This window comes from Mycobacterium paraintracellulare (assembly GCF_000276825.1).
GTDB classification, from domain to species: domain Bacteria; phylum Actinomycetota; class Actinomycetes; order Mycobacteriales; family Mycobacteriaceae; genus Mycobacterium; species Mycobacterium intracellulare.
The window spans coordinates 959,392-976,922 of record NC_016948.1 but is presented as its reverse complement, the minus strand read 5'-3'; the positions used below and the strand labels follow the sequence as shown (position 1 = coordinate 976,922).

The window sequence follows — 17,531 nt, the reverse complement described above, 5'->3', positions numbered from 1 at the left end:
GTTGACGCATGGCAACCACGGGCAAGGCCGCGTTGCGCGAACAGCTACTCGCGGCCCGGCGCCGCGTTGCCGACGACGTTCGGGCCGCCGAGGCGGACCTACTGCGGGAAAAGTTGGAAGCCCCGGAAAGCATTGTGGCCAGCGACAGCACGGTCTGCGCCTATGTGCCGGTGGGCACCGAGCCGGGGTCGATTGAGCTGCTGGACATGTTGCTGCGCCGCGCCGGCCGGGTGCTGCTGCCGGTTGCGCGTACCACCGCCGACAACACGCCGCTGCCGCTGTCGTGGGGCGAATACCGGCCCGGCACCCTGACCACCGGCCGGTGGGGATTGCTCGAGCCCCCGCAGCCGTGGCTGCCGGCGGCGGCCCTGGCGGAGGCCGCCCTGGTGCTGGTGCCGGCGCTGGCCGTCGACCGCGCCGGCGTGCGGCTGGGCCGGGGGCGGGGGTTCTACGACCGCTCGCTGGGCGGCCGTGACCCCCACGCGCCGCTGGTGGCGCTCGTCCGCGACGCGGAATTGCTGGACGAGATCCCGGCCGGTCCGCACGACGTCCCGATGACCCACGCGCTTACGCCGCAACGAGGGCTGATCGCCCTCGATTCGCACTGACATGTCGGGAATGAGACATGTCACGTGGCGGTTCTAGCACTTGAGACGCTAGAGTGCTAACCAGGTTTGCAATCATCCGGAGGTTTTCGTGCCGACTTACAGCTATCAATGCACCGAGTGCGACGATCGCTTCGACATCGTGCAGGCCTTCACCGACGATGCGCTGACCACGTGCAAACGCTGCTCCGGTCGGCTTCGCAAGCGCTTCAACTCCGTCGGAGTGGTGTTCAAGGGCAGCGGCTTCTACCGCACCGACAGCCGCGAGTCCGGCAAGAAGTCGAGCGCCTCCACCAACGGCTCCTCGTCGAGCGACTCGGGTTCGAGCTCGGGTTCCAGCGAGAAGTCCGGTTCCAATGACAAGTCCGCCTCGAGCGAGAAGTCGAGCAGCAGCTCCACCCCCTCCCCCGCCGCCGCGGCCACCAACTGAGCGTTATCCACACGCGCGTCGCTGACCGGCGACCCGGGCACCGCGTTGCGCCTACCGTTGCCCCGTGGGCGAATCATCGCTGAACCCAAGCGTATTGAGCCGGCTGTCGCTGTGGTTGCGACCGGACTGGACCCGCACCGTGCTGGCGCGCCGCGTCGCGGCGGGCGGGCTGGTCGTGCTGGCCGGCATCGCGACGCTGCGCTCCAATCCCGCCGGTGACTACACGCAGGTGGTGGTCGCCGACCACGACCTGCGCCCCGGCAACGCGTTGACCGCCGCCGACGTCCGAATCGAAAAGCGTTTGGCCTCAACAGTTCCCGACGGGGCTCGCGCCGACGTGGGCGCGGTGGTGGGTTCGACGCTGGCCGGCCCGGCCAGGCGTGGCGAGGTGCTCACCGACGTCCGGTTACTGGGCAACCGGCTGGCCGAGGCGGCGATCGGGTCGAAGGCGGGACCGGGGGCCCGCATCGTGCCGCTGCATCTGGCGGACGGCGCGTTGATCGACCTCGTCCGCGCCGGGGATGTGGTCGACGTGTTGGCGGCGCCGGCGACCGGCGCGCCGGAAACCGCCCATGCCGCCCCCAGGGTGGTGGCGACCGACGCCGTCGTGGTCCTCGTGTCGGCCAAGGAAAAGCTCCAGTCCGCCGATGCCGACCGCGTAGTGTTGGTTGCGCTGCCGGCTCGTGTGGCGAACACGGTGGCGGGCTCGGCGTTGGGCCAGACGGTGACGCTTACCTTGCACTGAGCGGGTCGCCCCAGCCTCGCATCCGTATTCGCTGGATCAGGCCGTCTGGAGGCTGGCACAGTACTTGCACTTGCGCGCGGCCTCCGGGATGTCGGACTTGCACTCCGCGCATGCCTTGGTGGCCGGCTCCTCCACGAACACGGTGACGCCGCGGCGGGCCTGGATGTGCTTGTACGGCACCACGATCATGAAGTACACGGCCGTCATGAAGACGACGAAGTAGATGATCGCCGAGATGAACGATCCGATGTCGAGGAAGGTCGCCTTGTTCCCCGCATCGCCGAGCTGCCAACCCAATCCGAATTTCGTACCGGGCTGCACGGCGGCGACCAGCGGGTTGATCACGCTGTCGGTGAAGGCCTTGACGAGGTTGGAGAAGGCCAGGGCTACGACCAGACCGATGGCCACGGTGATCACGTCACCGCGCATCACGAAACTTTTGAATCCCTTTATCATGCGCACACCTCCCGTAGCGCCGACTATCGGGGCAGCGCGCTGCCGCCCGGAGAAAACGCTATGCCAGGTTGTGCGCTATCACACATTTCCCGAACGATTAGTCACCAAAGGTTGACCGCGTCGTGATGTCTTTACACGCGAGCCGCTGCTCAACGGTGGTGCGGGGGCACGTTCTCCCGCAACCACTGCTCGTGCTCGTACGCGTTGGAATCGAGCCCGTCCGTTGACTCCTGGGTTCGTGAAACGAATTCGGCCTCGAAACCGGAAGGTCTTGTCACCGCCGGACCGACCCCAGGACCGCGAATCAGATCTCGAGGCTCGACAGCTGCCCAATGATCTGGGCCGCCAACGGATTAAGAGTCGCCATTCCGTCGCGCACCGCATAGCGGGAGCCGGCCAGGTTGACCACCAACGTACTGCCGGAGACCCCGGCCAGACCGCGGGACAAACCGGCGTCGATGATGCCCGCCGACAGCCCCGAGCCGCGGATCGCCTCCGCGATACCGAGGATCTCGCGATCGAGGATCTCGCGGGTGGCCTCCGGGGTGACGTCGCGTGGGGTGACACCCGTGCCGCCGACCGAGACGACCAGATCCACCCCGCCGATCACGGCGGTGTTCAGCGCATTGCGGATCTCGACCTCGTCGGCGGCGACCGCCACCACACCGTCGACGACGAATCCCGCCTCGGTCAGCAGCTCGGTGACCAACGGGCCGCTGTGGTCCTCGTCTCCGTGCGCGGTGCGGTCGTCGACCACCACGACCAGAGCCCGGCCAACTACCAATTCCGCCCCCGTTTCCATGGGTGCAACCGTATATCCGAGCTCCGACAACCCCGTCGTCGAGGGTTCGTCCACTCTCACTACTGGTCCGCCTTCCCGAGAGTCACCGGCAAAGTCCGGCTCCCGCCGCCGGCGGGGTCGGAGAACGTCAGCGAAATCTTGTCGCCGGGCGCCTTGGAGCGCACCGCGGCCACCAACGCGTCCGCGCTGTTGATCGGGCGGTCGTCGACCTTGGTGACGACCACGTTCTTCGGCACGCCCGCGGCGGCGGCGGCGCCGCCCGCGACGACGTCGACGACCTTGGCGCCCGGGGTGCCCTTGTCGCTGGTCACCTGGACGCCGAGCGAGGCGTGCGACGCCTTGCCCGTGGCGATCAACTCGTCGGCGATGCGTTTGGCCTGGTCGACGGGGATCGCGAAGCCCAGCCCGATCGAGCCGCTCTGGGCGTCCGGCGATTCGCCGCCGAGGGTGGCGATCGCGGAGTTGACGCCCACCAGCTGGCCGCTCATGTTGACCAACGCGCCGCCGGAGTTACCGGGGTTGATCGCGGCATCGGTCTGAATGGCGTCCAGCACGGTGTTTTGGTTGCCCGACTCACCCGTCGTGGACACCGGCCGGTTGAGCGCGCTGACGATCCCGGTGGTCACCGTGCCCGACAGACCCAACGGCGACCCGATCGCCACCACCGGCTGACCGACGTGCAGATCCGACGAGGAGCCCAGGGAGATGGGCGTGAGTCCGGACATGCCCTGCACGCGAATCACGGCGATGTCGCTGGTGGGATCGGTGCCGACGACGGTGAACGGGGCGGTACGACCGTCGGAGAAGGTCACCGTGGTTTTCGGTGTGGGTCCGCCGGGTCCGCCCGGCGCGACGGGAGGCACCGGGGCCCCGGGGAGACCCGCAGGAGGCTTGGGCGATCCCGCCGCGGCCGCGACGACGTGGTTGTTGGTGAGGATCAGCCCGTCGGTCGACAGGACGATCCCGGAGCCTTCTTCGGACTGCCTTCCGATATCGGTCTCGAGCATCACGACGCTGGGCACGACCTTGGAGGCCACCTGTTCGACGCTGCCCGGTGGCATGTTCGCGGCCGGGACGCTGGGCGCCGCCCCCACGACCCGCCCGCCGCCGTTGCCCGAGGCGTGGTCGCCGAGCTCGATCGCCGTCGCCGCCGCGCCGCCGATACCGGCCGACACCACCGCGATGGCCAACGCCCCGGCGGTCAAAAGCCCTGCGCGAGAACGCTTTCGCGGTTCCGGTGCGGCCGGCATACCGGGCAGCATGCCGGGCATCGGACCCGTGCCGGGGATCCGGCCAGGGCCGGTGTTGCCGAACGGTTCGTAGGGCGGACGGAACTGGCTCGTCTGCGACGGCTGCGACCGATAGCGCCAGTCGAACTGCTGGTTGTACGGCTGCTGCTGTCCCTGGGCATAGCCCGAGGACCCCGCGTGGCTCGGGACGGACGCAGTCTGATTCGGCGCGGGAGGGTATCCCGGCTGCTGCGGCGGTGGCGAATACCTCGGGTCATTCGTCATGTCGCTAAGTCGCTCTTCCTCTATCTCAGTGTTTCGGCAAGTCGACGGCTGGGTTCAACAGTAGCCGCAGACCTACCTTGCCCGCGCGGACTGAGAGTCCACTGAGATAACGTTCGCCGATTCCCCAGAGTTCGCCTCGTCGCCGGCCGCCGGCCCGCCCGCCTCGGTCGCGGCGTCTACCTGGCCGGCCTCCGGCTCGGTCGCGGAGTATGTCGCCGGCGGCAGTGGCCGTCCGGGCAGCAGCACATAGAAGGAGGTACCCGGGGGCTGGCCGCCCGGGACGGTGTCCTCGACGCGCAGCAAGCCGCCGTGGTTGAGCACGACCTTCTTGACGATCGCCAGACCGAGGCCGGAGCCGGGCATGGCCCGTGCCGTCGTCGAACGATAGAACCGCTCGAACACCAGCCGGCGCTCTTGCGGTGGAATCCCGGGTCCGTGGTCGGCGACCACCAGCTCGGCGTGCGACGGGTCGAGTTGCCGCATGGTGACGCCGACGTGACCGCCCGGCGGGCTCCACTTGGCCGCGTTGTCCAACAGGTTCAGGACCGCGCGCGACAGGCCGGCGGCGTCGCCGTACATCTGCCACGGCGTCACGTCGACGTCGAAGTGAATGTCGTTGCGGCGCCGCCTGACTCGCTCCAGGCTGCGGTCGACCACGTCGGACATGTCGACCGGCTCGTGCACCACCTGGCCGGCGTCGTCGCGGGTGAGGTCCACCAAATCGCCTACCAGCGTGGACAATTCCTCGATCTGAGCGACCACGTCGGCGCGCAGGTCGACCATCTCCTGTTCGGGTAGCCGCGGCGCTCCGGGTTCCATCGACGCCATCAGCAGCTCGACGTTGGTCCGCAGCGACGTCAGCGGGGTGCGCAGTTCATGCCCGGCGTCGGTGACCAGCCGCGCCTGCCGTTCCCGCGATTCGGCCAACGCCCGCAGCATCAGGTTGAACGACTCGGTGAGCCGGGCCAATTCGTCGCTGCCGAACACGGGGATGGGTCGCAGGTCGTCGGTGCGCGCGACGCGTTCGGCCGCTTCGGTCAGGCGGCCCACCGGGCGCAGGCCGGCCCGGGTGACCATGCCGCCCGCGACCGCGGCGACGGCCACCCCGACCCCGCCGACGATCAGCAGCACCCAGCGCAGTTTGTTCATCACCGCCTCGGTCGGCTTGAGGCTCTTGGAGATCAGCAGCGAGGTGCCGTTCTGCAGATGGACGGCGAGGATCCGCTGATCGCCGGCGGTGCGCCGCGACATGAACAGATCGCCGTGGATGACCGCCTTCTCCGCCGGACCAACCGGCAGGGTCTGACCGGGCTGCTGGGCGGTGTAGATGGCGTGGCCCGGGTTCACCAAAATCGCGTTGACGTCCGAATAGGCGGTGCCTTCGATCGCCTTGCCGGGGTCGGCGGCCAGGGAACCGCTGGCGATCAGCAGCTGGGCCCGGCTTTGCAGTTGGTTGTCGATGTCGCTGTAGAGCGCGGCCGAAATCACGGCGTAGACGGCGAACGCCATCAGCACCACGACCATGGCGACCATCGACATCGCCAGCAGCATGACCCGCCACCGCAACGACAGCGACGGGGTCGCGCGCAGCGGTGGGCGCATGGGTGGGCGCGGAGGCCGGGGGAACTTGATCATCGTGGGGATTGCATCGTCACGGCGGTGTCTCCCGCAGGACGTAACCCACCCCGCGCACGGTGTGGATCAGCCGGGACTCACCGTCGGCTTCGGTTTTGCGGCGCAGATAGCCCACGTAGACCTCCAGCGCATTGCCCGAGGTGGGGAAGTCGAACCCCCATACCTCCTCGAGGATGCGGCTGCGGGTGAGCACGCGGCGGGGATTGGCGATCAGCATTTCGAGCAACGCGAATTCGGTGCGCGTCAGGCTGATCCGGCGCTCCCCGCGGGTGACCTCGCGGGTCACCGGGTCCAGGGTGAGGTCGGAGAACTTCATCGCCACCGATTCGGCCTCGTCCTCCGGCTTGGTCCGGCGCAGCAGCGCACGCATCCGGGCCAACAGTTCTTCCAGGGCGAACGGCTTGGGCAGGTAGTCGTCGGCGCCGGCGTCCAGGCCGGCGACCCGCTCGGAGACCGAATCGCGCGCCGTGAGCACCAGGATCGGCAGGTCATCCCCGGTGCTGCGGAGCTGTCGGCACACCTCGAGGCCATCCAGCCTCGGCATCATCACATCCAGGACGAGCGCATCGGGGCGATCGCTTGCGATCAGTTCGAGAGCTTCGACCCCGTCATGGGCCAACTCGACCGAGTAGCCGTTGAAGGACAACGACCTACGCAGCGACTCGCGCACGGCGCGATCGTCGTCGACGACCAGTATTCGCACGGCCCCTAGTTTCGTCCCACCGCCTGAGACTGACCTGAGAGGCGCGCCGGTGAGGTTCTAGCGGCGGTCGCAAGTGCGGCGAAGCCGGGCGCAGCGGGCCGCCGCCATCAGGTCAGCGGCGGGCCGCCGCCATCGGGTCAGCGGCGGTCGAGGTCGATCAGGCCGAGGCGGGCGGCCTTGAGCAGCCTGCGCGGCACTCTGTGCCGCTGACCTGCGACCGTGACACCGACGAGTTCGGTCTTCTCGGCCTTCCACTGCGCGCGCCGGCTACGGGTGTTCGCGCGCGACATTCTGCGCTTGGGTACGGCCATGGTCGGGCCTGACTCCTCAATGTGGCTTGCGGTTCGGCATGTCGCGCGGCGTGGGCCGGGAGGCCGAACGGGCGACGATCGGGTATCAGGATAGTCGCTGGTCCGCTCGTCGCCAAAACCGACGCCCGCCGCCCCGGATCGCACCCTGCGCTAGCACGGCCCTGGCGCACCCGCCCCGAAGTGGGATCCTTGACGTGACACCCGCGGTACCCGATAACCTACCGGTTGGTTGGTTGGGTCTCACCGGTGAATCCCTGAATGGAGGACGGGCATGGCCTCTGCTTCCGGCGCTTGCGTCCGGATCGCGAACTGCTCCGGGTTCTACGGCGACCGGCTGTCGGCCATGCGCGAAATGCTCACCGGTGGCGAGGTCGACTACCTCACCGGCGACTACCTGGCCGAACTCACCATGCTCATCCTGGGCCGGGACCGGATGAAGCACCCCGAGCGCGGCTACGCCAAGACCTTCCTGACGCAACTCGAGGACTGCCTGGGCGAGGCCCGCGACCGCGGGGTCCGCATCGTGGCCAACGCAGGCGGCCTCAACCCGGCCGGGCTTGCCGACGCGATCCGCGCGCTGGCCGAGCGCCTGGGTATCGACGCCCGGATCGCGCACGTGGAAGGCGACGACCTGTTGCCCCGCGCCGCCGAACTGGGCCTGGGCAGCCCGCTGACCGCGAACGCCTACCTGGGCGCCTGGGGCATCGTCGACTGCCTGGCCGGCGGCGCCGACGTCGTCGTCACCGGCCGGGTCACCGACGCGTCGGTGATCGTCGGGGCGGCCGCCGCGCATTTCGGCTGGCATCGCACCGACTACGACCAGCTCGCCGGCGCCATGGTCGCCGGCCACGTCATCGAATGCGGGGTCCAGGCCACCGGCGGCAACTACGCGTTCTTCACCGAAATCGCCGACCTCACCCACGCCGGTTTTCCCCTGGCCGAGGTCTATGCCGACGGATCCTCGGTGATCACCAAGCACCCCGGCAGCGGCGGTTTGGTCAGCGTCGACACCGTCACCGCCCAGCTGCTGTACGAGATCACCGGGGCGCGCTACGCCAACCCCGACGTCACCGCTCGGATGGACACCGTTGAGCTCGCGCCCGACGGTCCGGACCGGGTGCGCATCAGCGGCGTGCGCGGCGAAGCCCCGCCGCCCACCTACAAGGTGTCGCTGAACAGCATCGGCGGGTTTCGCAACTCGATGACCTTCGTGCTCACCGGCCTGGACATCGAGGCCAAGGCGGAGCTGGTGCGCCGGCAACTCGACGCCGCGCTCACCGTCAAGCCCGCCGAACTGCAGTGGACCCTGGCCCGCACCGACCACGCCGACGCCGACACCGAGGAGGCCGCCAGCGCGCTGCTGCACTGCGTCGTGCGCGACCCCGATCCCGTTAATGTCGGACGCCAATTCTCTTCGGCCGCAGTGGAGTTGGCGCTAGCCAGCTATCCGGGCTTCCACGTGACCGCACCGCCGGGCGACGGCCAGGTCTACGGCGTGTTCACCCCCGGCTACGTCGACGCCGACCAGGTGCCGCACGTCGCGGTGCACGCCGACGGGACGCGCATCGATATCCCCTGCGCCACCGATACTTTGGTGTTGGCTCCGGCCGATCCCCCGCCGCTGCCCGAGCCGCTTCCGGATGGCCTGCTGCGCAGGGCGCCACTCGGCCGCATCGCCGGTGCCCGCAGCGGCGACAAGGGCGGCTCCGCCAACGTCGGTGTGTGGGTCCGCACCGACGAGCAATGGCGGTGGCTGGCCCACACGTTGACCGTCGAACGGCTCAAGGAGCTACTCCCCGAGGCGGCGGACTTCGATGTCACCCGCCACGTGTTGCCGAATCTGCGGGCGGTCAACTTCGTCATCGACGGCATCCTCGGCCAGGGCGTCGCCTACCAAGCCCGATTCGATCCTCAAGCCAAGGGGTTGGGCGAATGGCTGCGCGGCCGCCACCTCGACATCCCGGAGAGTCTGTTGTCATGAATCTTTGGACCACACCCGAGCGTGAGCAGCTACGAAAGACGGTGCGCTCCTTCGCGGAACGCGAGATCCTGCCCCACGTCGACGAGTGGGAACGCAGCGGCGAGCTGCCGCGCGAATTGCACCGCAGCGCCGGGGCCGCCGGGCTGCTGGGCGCGGGCTTCCCCGAATCGGTCGGCGGCGGGGGTGGCGACGGCGCCGACGCGGTGATCATCTGCGAAGAGATGCATCAGGCCGGAGCCCCAGGGGGCGTCTTCGCGTCGCTGTTCACCTGTGGCATCGCGGTGCCGCACATGATCGCCTCCGGCGACGAGCGGCTCATCGAGGAGTTCGTCCGGCCGACGCTGGCGGGCGAGAAGATCGGTTCGCTGGCCATCACCGAACCGGGCGGCGGTTCCGACGTCGGCCACCTGCGGACCTCCGCCGAGCGCGACGGTGATCACTACATCGTCAACGGCGCCAAGACCTACATCACCTCCGGCGTGCGCGCCGACTACGTCGTCACCGCGGTGCGCACCGGAGGCCCTGGCGCGGCGGGGGTTTCGTTGCTGGTGGTCGAAAAGGGCACTCCCGGCTTCGAGGTGACGCGCAAGTTGGACAAGATGGGCTGGCGATCCTCGGACACCGCCGAGTTGTCCTACACCGACGTCCGGGTGCCGGCGGCCAACCTGGTCGGCGCCGAGAACAGCGGGTTCGCCCAGATCGCGCAGGCCTTCGTCGCCGAGCGAATCGGCCTTGCCGCCCAAGCGTATTCGAGCGCCCAGCGGTGCCTGGACCTGACCGTGCAATGGTGCCGCGACCGCGAGACGTTCGGCCGCCCGCTGATCTCGCGGCAGTCGGTGCAGAACACGCTGGCCGAGATGGCCCGACGCATCGACGTGGCCCGCGTCTACTCGCGCCACGTGGTGGAACGCCAGCTCGCCGGCGAGACGAATCTGATCCCGCAGGTGTGTTTCGCCAAAAACACCGCCGTCGAGGCCGGCGAATGGGTGGCAAACCAGGCCGTCCAGCTGTTCGGTGGCATGGGTTATATGACCGAATCCGAGGTCGAGCGCCAATACCGGGACATGAGGATCCTGGGCATCGGCGGCGGCACCACCGAAATCCTGACCGCACTGTCCGCCAAACTCCTGGGGTTCCAGTCATGATCGCAGCGATGAGGAGGAGTGGCGCCAAATGACCACCCTGCAATCCACGCTGAACCACGACGACGCCGAGTTCACCGAGGCCGCGTCGGCGGCGATCGCGAAACTCGACGAGATCGACGCCGAGCTGGCCAATGCGCTGGCGGGCGGTGGACCCAAATACGTTGAGCGTCACCACGAACGCGGCAAACTGACCGCGCGTGAACGCATCGAGTTGCTCGTCGACGCGGACTCGCCGTTCCTGGAGCTCAGCCCGCTGGCCGCCTGGGGCAGCGCCTTCAAGGTCGGCGCCAGCACCGTCACCGGCATCGGCGTGGTCGAGGGCGTCGAATGCATGATCGTCGCCAACGACCCGACGGTCAAAGGCGGCACCAGCAACCCATGGACCCTGAAGAAGATCCTGCGGGCCAACCAAATCGCCTTCGAGAACCGGCTTCCGGTGATTTCTCTGGTGGAATCCGGCGGCGCCGACCTGCCCACCCAGAAGGAGATCTTCATCCCCGGCGGGCGGATGTTCCGCGACCTGACCAGGCTTTCGGCGGCCGGGATCCCCACCATCGCTTTGGTGTTCGGTAACTCCACCGCGGGCGGCGCCTACGTCCCGGGGATGTCCGATCACGTGGTGATGATCAAGGAACGCTCCAAGGTGTTCCTCGCCGGTCCCCCACTGGTGAAGATGGCCACCGGCGAGGAGTCCGACGACGAATCGCTGGGCGGCGCCGAAATGCACGCCCGGATCTCGGGTTTGGCCGACTACTTCGCGGTCGACGAACTCGACGCCATCCGCATCGGCCGCCGCATCGTCGCCCGGCTGAATTGGACCAAGCAAGGCCCGAAGCCCAAGCCGATCACCGAGCCGTTGTTCGACACCGAGGAGCTCATCGGCATCGTCCCCGCGGATCTGCGCATCCCATTCGATCCCCGCGAAGTGATCGCCCGGATCGTCGACGGATCCGAATTCGACGAATTCAAGCCGCTGTACGGCTCCTCACTGGTGACGGGCTGGGCCCAGTTGCACGGCTACCCGATCGGGATCCTGGCCAACGCGCGCGGCGTGCTGTTCAGCGAGGAGTCGCAAAAGGCCACGCAGTTCATCCAGCTGGCCAACCGCTCCAACACGCCACTGCTGTTCCTGCACAACACCACCGGCTACATGGTGGGCAAGGACTACGAGGAGGGCGGGATGATCAAGCACGGCTCGATGATGATCAATGCCGTGTCCAATTCGACCGTCCCGCACATCTCGCTGCTGATCGGCGCCTCCTACGGCGCGGGCCACTACGGCATGTGCGGCCGTGCCTACGATCCGCGGTTCCTGTTCGCCTGGCCGACGTCGAAGTCCGCGGTGATGGGTGGCGCCCAGCTCTCGGGGGTGCTGTCGATCGTGGCCCGCGCGGCCGCGGAAGCCCGCGGCCAGCAGGTCGACGAGGAGGCCGACGCGGCGATGCGGGCCGCGGTCGAGGGCCAGATCGAGGCGGAGTCGCTGCCGCTGGTGTTGTCCGGGATGCTCTACGACGACGGGGTGATCGACCCACGGGACACCCGGACCGTGCTGGGAATCTGTTTGTCCGCCATCGCCAATGGCCCGATCAAGGGGACGTCGAACTTCGGCGTCTTCCGGATGTGAGCCCCATGATTACTCGAGTTCTGGTTGCCAACCGTGGCGAGATCGCGCGCCGGGTGTTCGCCACGTGCCGCCGGCTGGGCCTGGGCACCGTCGCCGTCTACACCGACCCGGACGCCGGCGCGCCGCACGTCGCCGAGGCGGACGCCCGGGTGCGGCTGCCCAAGACCAACGACTATCTCAACGCCGAGGCCATCATCGCCGCGGCCCGCGCCGCCGGTGCCGACGCGATCCACCCCGGCTACGGCTTCCTCTCGGAGAACGCCGATTTCGCGGCCGCCGTCCAGCACGCCGGACTGACCTGGATCGGCCCGCCGGTGGACGCGGTGCGGGCGATGGGCTCCAAGATCGAGGCCAAGAAGCTGATGGCCTCCGCCTGCGTGCCCGTTCTCGACGAGCTCGATCCCGACACGGTCACCCAGGCGCAGCTGCCGGTGCTGGTCAAGGCCTCCGCGGGCGGGGGCGGGCGGGGCATGCGGGTGGTGCGCGAATTGTCCGCCCTGCCAGCAGAAGTCGAGGCAGCGCGCCGCGAAGCGCAGTCCGCGTTCGGCGATCCGACGGTGTTCTGCGAGCGCTACCTGCCCACCGGCCACCACATCGAGGTTCAGGTCATGGCCGACACCCACGGCACGGTGTGGGCCGTCGGGGAACGCGAGTGCTCGATTCAGCGCCGCCACCAGAAGATCATCGAGGAGGCCCCCTCCCCGCTGGTGGAGCGCACCCCGGGCATGCGCGCCAAGCTGTTCGACGCGGCGCGACTGGCCGCCGGCGCGATCGGCTACACCGGCGCCGGGACGGTGGAGTTCCTGGCCGACGACGATGGCGAGTTCTACTTCCTGGAGATGAACACGCGGCTACAGGTCGAGCACCCGGTCACCGAAGAGACGACCGGGCTCGACCTGGTGGAACTGCAGCTCGCGGTGGCCGACGGCGCCCGCCTCGACGCCGAACCTCCTGCCGCCCAGGGTCATTCGATCGAGGCCAGGCTCTACGCGGAGGATCCCGCACGCGAGTGGCAGCCCCAGGCCGGTGTTATGCGCGCGTTCGAGGTGCCCTCCGTGCGAGCCGAGTTCGGCTCGCTGGGACAACGGACCGGCATCCGGCTGGATTCGGGGATCGCCGACGGATTCACGGTATCGATCCACTACGACCCGATGCTGGCCAAGGTCATCTCCTACGCCCCGACACGCCGCCAGGCGGCGCTGGTTCTCGCCGACGCGCTGACCCGAGCCCGGGTGCACGGGCTGCGCACCAACCGCGACCTGCTGGTGAATGTGTTACGGCATCCAGCGTTCCTCGACGGCGCCACCGACACAGCGTTTTTCGACACGCACGGCCTGGCCGAACTATCGGCGCCGCTGGGTGACGCCGTAGCGGTTCGTCTGTCGGCGATCGCCGCCGCCCTCGCCGACGCCGCACGCAACCGTGCGCTCGCCCCGGTGTTGGGCGCCATCCCCAGCGGCTGGCGAAACCTGCGGTCGGGTTATCAGGTCAAGACCTACGGTGACGATGACGGCAACGAACACCGCATTCAATACCGGTTCGACAGAACCCGGTTGGTCCTGCCCGACGATCCTTCGGTGCAATTGGTGTCGGCCACGGCGAAAGCCGTGGTATTGAGGACGGACGGCGTCGACCACCACTTCTCGGTGCGGCGCTACGACACCAGCGATTCCGACGTCTACGTCGACTCCGCGCGCGGACCGGTGCACCTGATCGCGCTGCCGCGCTTCCCCGAGCCCGGTTCGACCGTCGAAAAGGGATCGCTGGTCGCCCCCATGCCCGGCAACGTCATCCGACTCGGCGCCGCGATCGGCGACACCGTCACCGCCGGTCAACCACTGATCTGGTTGGAAGCCATGAAGATGGAACACACCATCACCGCACCGGTCGACGGCGTTCTCGCCGAACTCGACGTCAAGACCGGTCAGCAAGTCGAAGTGGGCGCCGTACTGGCAAGAGTCGAAGCGCCGCAATCAGAAGGAGATCCCCAGTGACCGACAGCAGCTTCATCGAGAACGAGGAGCGTCAGGCCCTGCGCAAGGCGGTGGCCGAATGGGCGTCCAACTACGGCAGCGAGTACTACCTGAAGAAGGCGCGCGCCCACGAGCACACCGACGAATTGTGGTCGGAGGCAGGAAAACTCGGCTTCCTGGGCGTGAACCTGCCCGAGGAGTACGGCGGTGGCGGCGCCGGAATGTACGAGCTGTCGCTGGTGATGGAGGAGATGGCCGCCGCCGGTAGCGCGTTGCTGCTCATGGTGGTCTCGCCCGCCATCAACGGCACCATCATCAGCAAGTTCGGGACCGAGGAGCAGAAGAAGCGCTGGCTCCCCGGTATCGCCGACGGGACACTGACCATGGCGTTCGCCATCACCGAGCCCGACGCCGGATCCAACTCGCACAAGATCACCACCACGGCCCGCCGCGACGGCAGCGACTGGGTCCTCAAGGGCCAGAAGGTGTTCATCTCCGGCATCGACCAGGCGCAGGCCGTGCTCGTGGTGGCCCGCACCGAGGAGGCCAAAACGGGCAAGCTGCGCCCCGCGCTGTTCGTGGTGCCCACCGATGCGCCCGGCTTCACCTACACGCCCATCGAAATGGAATTGATCAGCCCCGAACGCCAATTCCAGGTCTTCCTCGACGACGTCCGGTTGCCCAGCGACGCACTCGTCGGCGCCGAAGATGCCGCCATCGCACAGCTTTTCGCCGGCCTGAACCCCGAACGCATCATGGGCGCGGCCAGCTCGGTCGGGATGGGGCGGTTCGCGCTGGACCGGGCCGCCGAGTACGTCAAGACCCGCCAGGTGTGGGGAACCCCGATCGGCTCGCACCAAGGGCTGTCACATCCGTTGGCGCAGTGCCACATCGAGGTCGAACTCGCCAAGCTGATGATGCAGAAGGCCGCGACCCTGTATGACTCCGGCAACGACATGGCTGCGGCCGAGGCCGCGAACATGGCCAAATACGCTGCGGCCGAAGCTGCTACCCGGTCGGTGGACCAGGCCGTGCAGTCGATGGGCGGCAACGGGCTCACCAAGGAATACGGTGTGGGCGCCATGCTGACTTCGGCCCGGCTGGGCCGCATCGCCCCGGTCAGCCGCGAGATGGTGCTGAACTTCGTCGCGCAGACGTCACTGGGCCTGCCGCGAAGCTACTAAATGGACACCCTCGTCGAATACGCCGGACCCGCCGACACGGGCGGGCCGTACGCGCGGCTGACGCTGAACTCACCGCACAACCGCAACGCGCTGTCGACCACGCTGGTCGCCCAGTTGCACCAGGGGCTGCGCGACGCCTCGTCGGATCCGGCCGTGCGCGCGGTGGTGCTGGGCCACGCCGGGGGCACCTTCTGCGCCGGCGCGGACCTGAGCGAGGGCGGCGGCGCAGCCGGGCGAAGCGGGTCGCCACCCCCTGCCTATGACATGGCCGTCGCCCGGGCCCGGGAGATGACCGCTTTGATGCGGGCCATCGTCGCCTCGCCACTGCCGGTGATCGCCGCCATCAACGGCCATGTCCGGGCCGGCGGCTTCGGCCTCGTGGGTGCCTGCGATATCGCGGTCGCCGGGCCGCGCAGCACGTTCGCGCTGACCGAGGCGCGCATCGGCGTCGCCCCGGCGATCATCTCGTTGACTCTGCTGCCGAAATTGTCGCCGCGCGCCGCGGCGCGCTACTACCTGACCGGCGAAACATTCGACGCCGACGCGGCGGCGGAAATCGGGCTGATCACCATGGCCGCCGAGGACGTCGACGCCGCGGCCGAGAAACTGGTCGCCGATGTGGGCCGTGGGTCACCGCAGGGGCTCGCGGCTTCCAAGGCGCTGACGACGGCCGCGGTGCTGGAAGGGTTCGACCGTGACGCCGAACGGCTCGCCGAGGAATCGGCGCGGCTCTTCGTGTCCGACGAGGCCCGCGAAGGCATGTTGGCGTTCCTGGAGAAGCGGCCACCCCGCTGGACGAGTTAGCCAACGACAAGTTAGCCAGATGTCTAAGAGTGGTCCGGCCAAATCGGCCGGCGGTCCGGCCCGAGCCGATGCAAGGTTGCAGTTTAGCCAATCCTCTTGCAGCAAAACCTGGACGTCGTAGGCTCGTGGGTGATGAGCAACTCAACGCAACGGGATGCGGAGGACACGCGCGACCAGCCGTCGCGCGCGGCCGATACCGATCGCATACAGACTGCGCAGTTGCTGGCGTACGCGGCCGAGCAGGGCCGCCTGCAGCTCAACGACTACGAAGACCGTTTGACCAGGGCCTATGCCGCGACGACGTATGAGGAACTGGACCGGTTGAGGGCCGATCTGCCCGGCGCCCCGATCAGCCCGCGCCGCGGCGGCAAACCCAATCCGGCGCCGTCGACGCTACTGCTGGCGTTGATGAGTGGCTTCGAGCGGCGCGGCCGATGGAACGTGCCGAAGAAGCTGACCACCTTCACCCTGTGGGGCAGCGGGGTGGTCGATCTGCGCTACGCCGACTTCACCTCGACCGAGGTCGACATCCACGCGATGTCGATCATGGGCGTGCAGAACATTTTGCTGCCGCCCGAAGTCAACGTGGAGGTGCACGGCCGCGGGGTGATGGGAAACTTCGACCGCGGCGTCCACGGCCAGGGCACTCCCGGGGCACCGACGGTCCACATTCGCGGCTTCTCGCTGTGGGGAGCCGTCGGGATCGCGCGTAAGGCCCGCAGGCCCCGCGGCGGGTAGCCGCTTCCCAGCGACGGAGCCTCAGCGGGGCACGTAGTCGAAGGTGTCAGGGTTGGGTCCGTTGCGTCCCGACTCACCCTTGTTCAGCGCTGAGATCGCGTCCATGTCGGAATCGTCCAGTTCGAAGTCGAACAGCTCGAAGTTGGATTTGACCCGTGCCGGTGTCACCGATTTGGGGAAGACGATGTCGCCGCGCTGAATGTGCCAGCGCAACACGACCTGTGCGGGCGTTTTGTCGCGGGACCCGGCGATGCGGTTGATCACCGGATCGTCGAGCACCTTGCCCTGGGCGATGGGTGCCCACGCCTCCGTGGCGATGCCGTGCTCGCGTCCGTACGCCCTCACCTCGTCGTTGCCGAAGTATGGATGAACCTCGATCTGGTTGACCGACGGCACGGTGTCGGTTTCGTCGGCGAGCCGATTCAAATGTGCGACTTGGAAATTCGACACGCCGATGCTGCGCGCGCGTCCGTCCCGCGCGAACTCTTCGAAGACCTTCCACGTCGAGACGAAGTCGCCGTCGTAGAGCGTGGGCAGCGGCCAGTGGATGAGAAACAGGTCGACGTAGTCCGAATCGAGCGCCTTCAGCGTTTGGTCGAAGGCGCGGCGCGCGTCATCGGGCTTGTGAAAGCCGTTGTTGAGCTTGCTGGTGATGAAGACCTCGCCGCGCTCAAGGCCGGCGTCGCGGATGCCTTGGCGGACTTCCTTTTCATTTCCGTACATTTCGGCGGTGTCGATGTGCCGGTATCCGATGTCGAGCGCCGTCTTGACCGCCGCGGCCGTCTCGTCGGGCTTGATCTGGAACACCCCGAAACCGAGCTGCGGGATCTCGACACCGTCGTTGAGTTCGATCGTGGGAACCTTGCTCACGGGATTTCTCC

At 68.1% G+C, this 17,531-nt stretch carries 17 protein-coding genes; 10 read left to right on the top strand and 7 right to left on the bottom strand.

Annotated features, from left to right (window positions below; translation table 11 throughout):
- Positions 1-8 precede the first annotated feature (8 nt).
- The 3 genes from OCQ_RS04860 (at position 9) to OCQ_RS04850 (ending at position 1,780) form a co-directional block, all read left to right on the top strand.
- The gene (locus OCQ_RS04860) at positions 9-608 is read left to right on the top strand and encodes a 5-formyltetrahydrofolate cyclo-ligase (protein ID WP_008254092.1); all 600 of its coding nucleotides are present in this window, start codon (positions 9-11) and stop codon (positions 606-608) included.
- Positions 609-696: 88 nt separating this feature from the next.
- Entirely contained in the window at positions 697-1,035 is a 339-nt protein-coding gene (locus OCQ_RS04855; protein ID WP_008254090.1) for an FmdB family zinc ribbon protein, read from the top strand.
- Positions 1,036-1,099: 64 nt separating this feature from the next.
- Positions 1,100-1,780: an SAF domain-containing protein gene (locus OCQ_RS04850; RefSeq protein WP_008254088.1), complete on the top strand. Its 681-nt coding sequence runs from the start codon at positions 1,100-1,102 to the stop codon at positions 1,778-1,780.
- A gap of 36 nt (positions 1,781-1,816) precedes the next feature.
- Here the strand turns inward: OCQ_RS04850 and OCQ_RS04845 are convergent, their stop codons facing one another.
- The 6 genes from OCQ_RS04845 to rpmF form a co-directional block, all read right to left on the bottom strand.
- Positions 1,817-2,236: a large conductance mechanosensitive channel protein MscL gene (locus tag OCQ_RS04845; protein WP_008254074.1), complete on the bottom strand. Its 420-nt coding sequence runs from the start codon at positions 2,234-2,236 to the stop codon at positions 1,817-1,819.
- Positions 2,237-2,540: 304 nt separating this feature from the next.
- The gene (locus tag OCQ_RS04840; RefSeq protein WP_008254072.1) at positions 2,541-3,038 is read right to left on the bottom strand and encodes a MogA/MoaB family molybdenum cofactor biosynthesis protein; all 498 of its coding nucleotides are present in this window, start codon (positions 3,036-3,038) and stop codon (positions 2,541-2,543) included.
- A 59-nt stretch (positions 3,039-3,097) separates the two neighbouring features.
- On the bottom strand, positions 3,098-4,552 hold the full coding sequence (locus OCQ_RS04835; RefSeq protein WP_008254070.1) for a S1C family serine protease: 1,455 nt from the start codon (positions 4,550-4,552) through the stop codon (positions 3,098-3,100).
- A gap of 72 nt (positions 4,553-4,624) precedes the next feature.
- The gene (locus tag OCQ_RS04830) at positions 4,625-6,187 is read right to left on the bottom strand and encodes a HAMP domain-containing sensor histidine kinase (protein WP_036397793.1); all 1,563 of its coding nucleotides are present in this window, start codon (positions 6,185-6,187) and stop codon (positions 4,625-4,627) included.
- Between the two features lie 16 nt (positions 6,188-6,203).
- Complete coding sequence (gene mprA, locus OCQ_RS04825) at positions 6,204-6,890, bottom strand: two-component system response regulator MprA (protein ID WP_008254065.1); 687 nt, start codon at positions 6,888-6,890, stop codon at positions 6,204-6,206.
- A 137-nt stretch (positions 6,891-7,027) separates the two neighbouring features.
- Positions 7,028-7,201: a 50S ribosomal protein L32 gene (gene rpmF / locus OCQ_RS04820; protein ID WP_008254062.1), complete on the bottom strand. Its 174-nt coding sequence runs from the start codon at positions 7,199-7,201 to the stop codon at positions 7,028-7,030.
- 271 nt (positions 7,202-7,472) lie between these two features.
- Here rpmF and OCQ_RS04815 point away from each other — a divergent pair, with 271 nt between their 5' ends.
- The 7 genes from OCQ_RS04815 to OCQ_RS04785 all read left to right on the top strand — a co-directional run bounded on the left by OCQ_RS04815 (position 7,473) and on the right by OCQ_RS04785 (position 16,650).
- Positions 7,473-9,182 carry an acyclic terpene utilization AtuA family protein gene (locus tag OCQ_RS04815; protein ID WP_008254060.1) on the top strand — a complete coding sequence of 570 codons (1,710 nt, stop codon included), beginning with the start codon at positions 7,473-7,475 and terminating at the stop codon, positions 9,180-9,182.
- Positions 9,179-10,327: an acyl-CoA dehydrogenase family protein gene (locus tag OCQ_RS04810; RefSeq protein ID WP_009957815.1), complete on the top strand. Its 1,149-nt coding sequence runs from the start codon at positions 9,179-9,181 to the stop codon at positions 10,325-10,327. Before OCQ_RS04815 ends, OCQ_RS04810 begins: the two co-directional genes overlap by 4 nt.
- Positions 10,328-10,355: 28 nt before the next feature.
- The gene (locus OCQ_RS04805) at positions 10,356-11,951 is read left to right on the top strand and encodes an acyl-CoA carboxylase subunit beta (protein WP_009957816.1); all 1,596 of its coding nucleotides are present in this window, start codon (positions 10,356-10,358) and stop codon (positions 11,949-11,951) included.
- A gap of 5 nt (positions 11,952-11,956) precedes the next feature.
- A complete protein-coding gene (locus OCQ_RS04800; protein WP_014383915.1) occupies positions 11,957-13,945 on the top strand; it encodes an acetyl/propionyl/methylcrotonyl-CoA carboxylase subunit alpha in 1,989 nt (662 codons plus the stop codon).
- The gene (locus tag OCQ_RS04795) at positions 13,942-15,108 is read left to right on the top strand and encodes an acyl-CoA dehydrogenase family protein (RefSeq protein ID WP_008254047.1); all 1,167 of its coding nucleotides are present in this window, start codon (positions 13,942-13,944) and stop codon (positions 15,106-15,108) included. Before OCQ_RS04800 ends, OCQ_RS04795 begins: the two co-directional genes overlap by 4 nt.
- Complete coding sequence (locus tag OCQ_RS04790) at positions 15,109-15,912, top strand: enoyl-CoA hydratase family protein (protein WP_008254044.1); 804 nt, start codon at positions 15,109-15,111, stop codon at positions 15,910-15,912.
- Between the two features lie 132 nt (positions 15,913-16,044).
- Positions 16,045-16,650 carry a DUF1707 SHOCT-like domain-containing protein gene (locus OCQ_RS04785; RefSeq protein ID WP_008254042.1) on the top strand — a complete coding sequence of 202 codons (606 nt, stop codon included), beginning with the start codon at positions 16,045-16,047 and terminating at the stop codon, positions 16,648-16,650.
- 21 nt (positions 16,651-16,671) lie between these two features.
- Here OCQ_RS04785 and OCQ_RS04780 read toward each other — a convergent pair whose 3' ends face one another.
- On the bottom strand, positions 16,672-17,520 hold the full coding sequence (locus OCQ_RS04780; RefSeq protein ID WP_008254041.1) for an aldo/keto reductase: 849 nt from the start codon (positions 17,518-17,520) through the stop codon (positions 16,672-16,674).
- Positions 17,521-17,531: the final 11 nt, after the last annotated feature.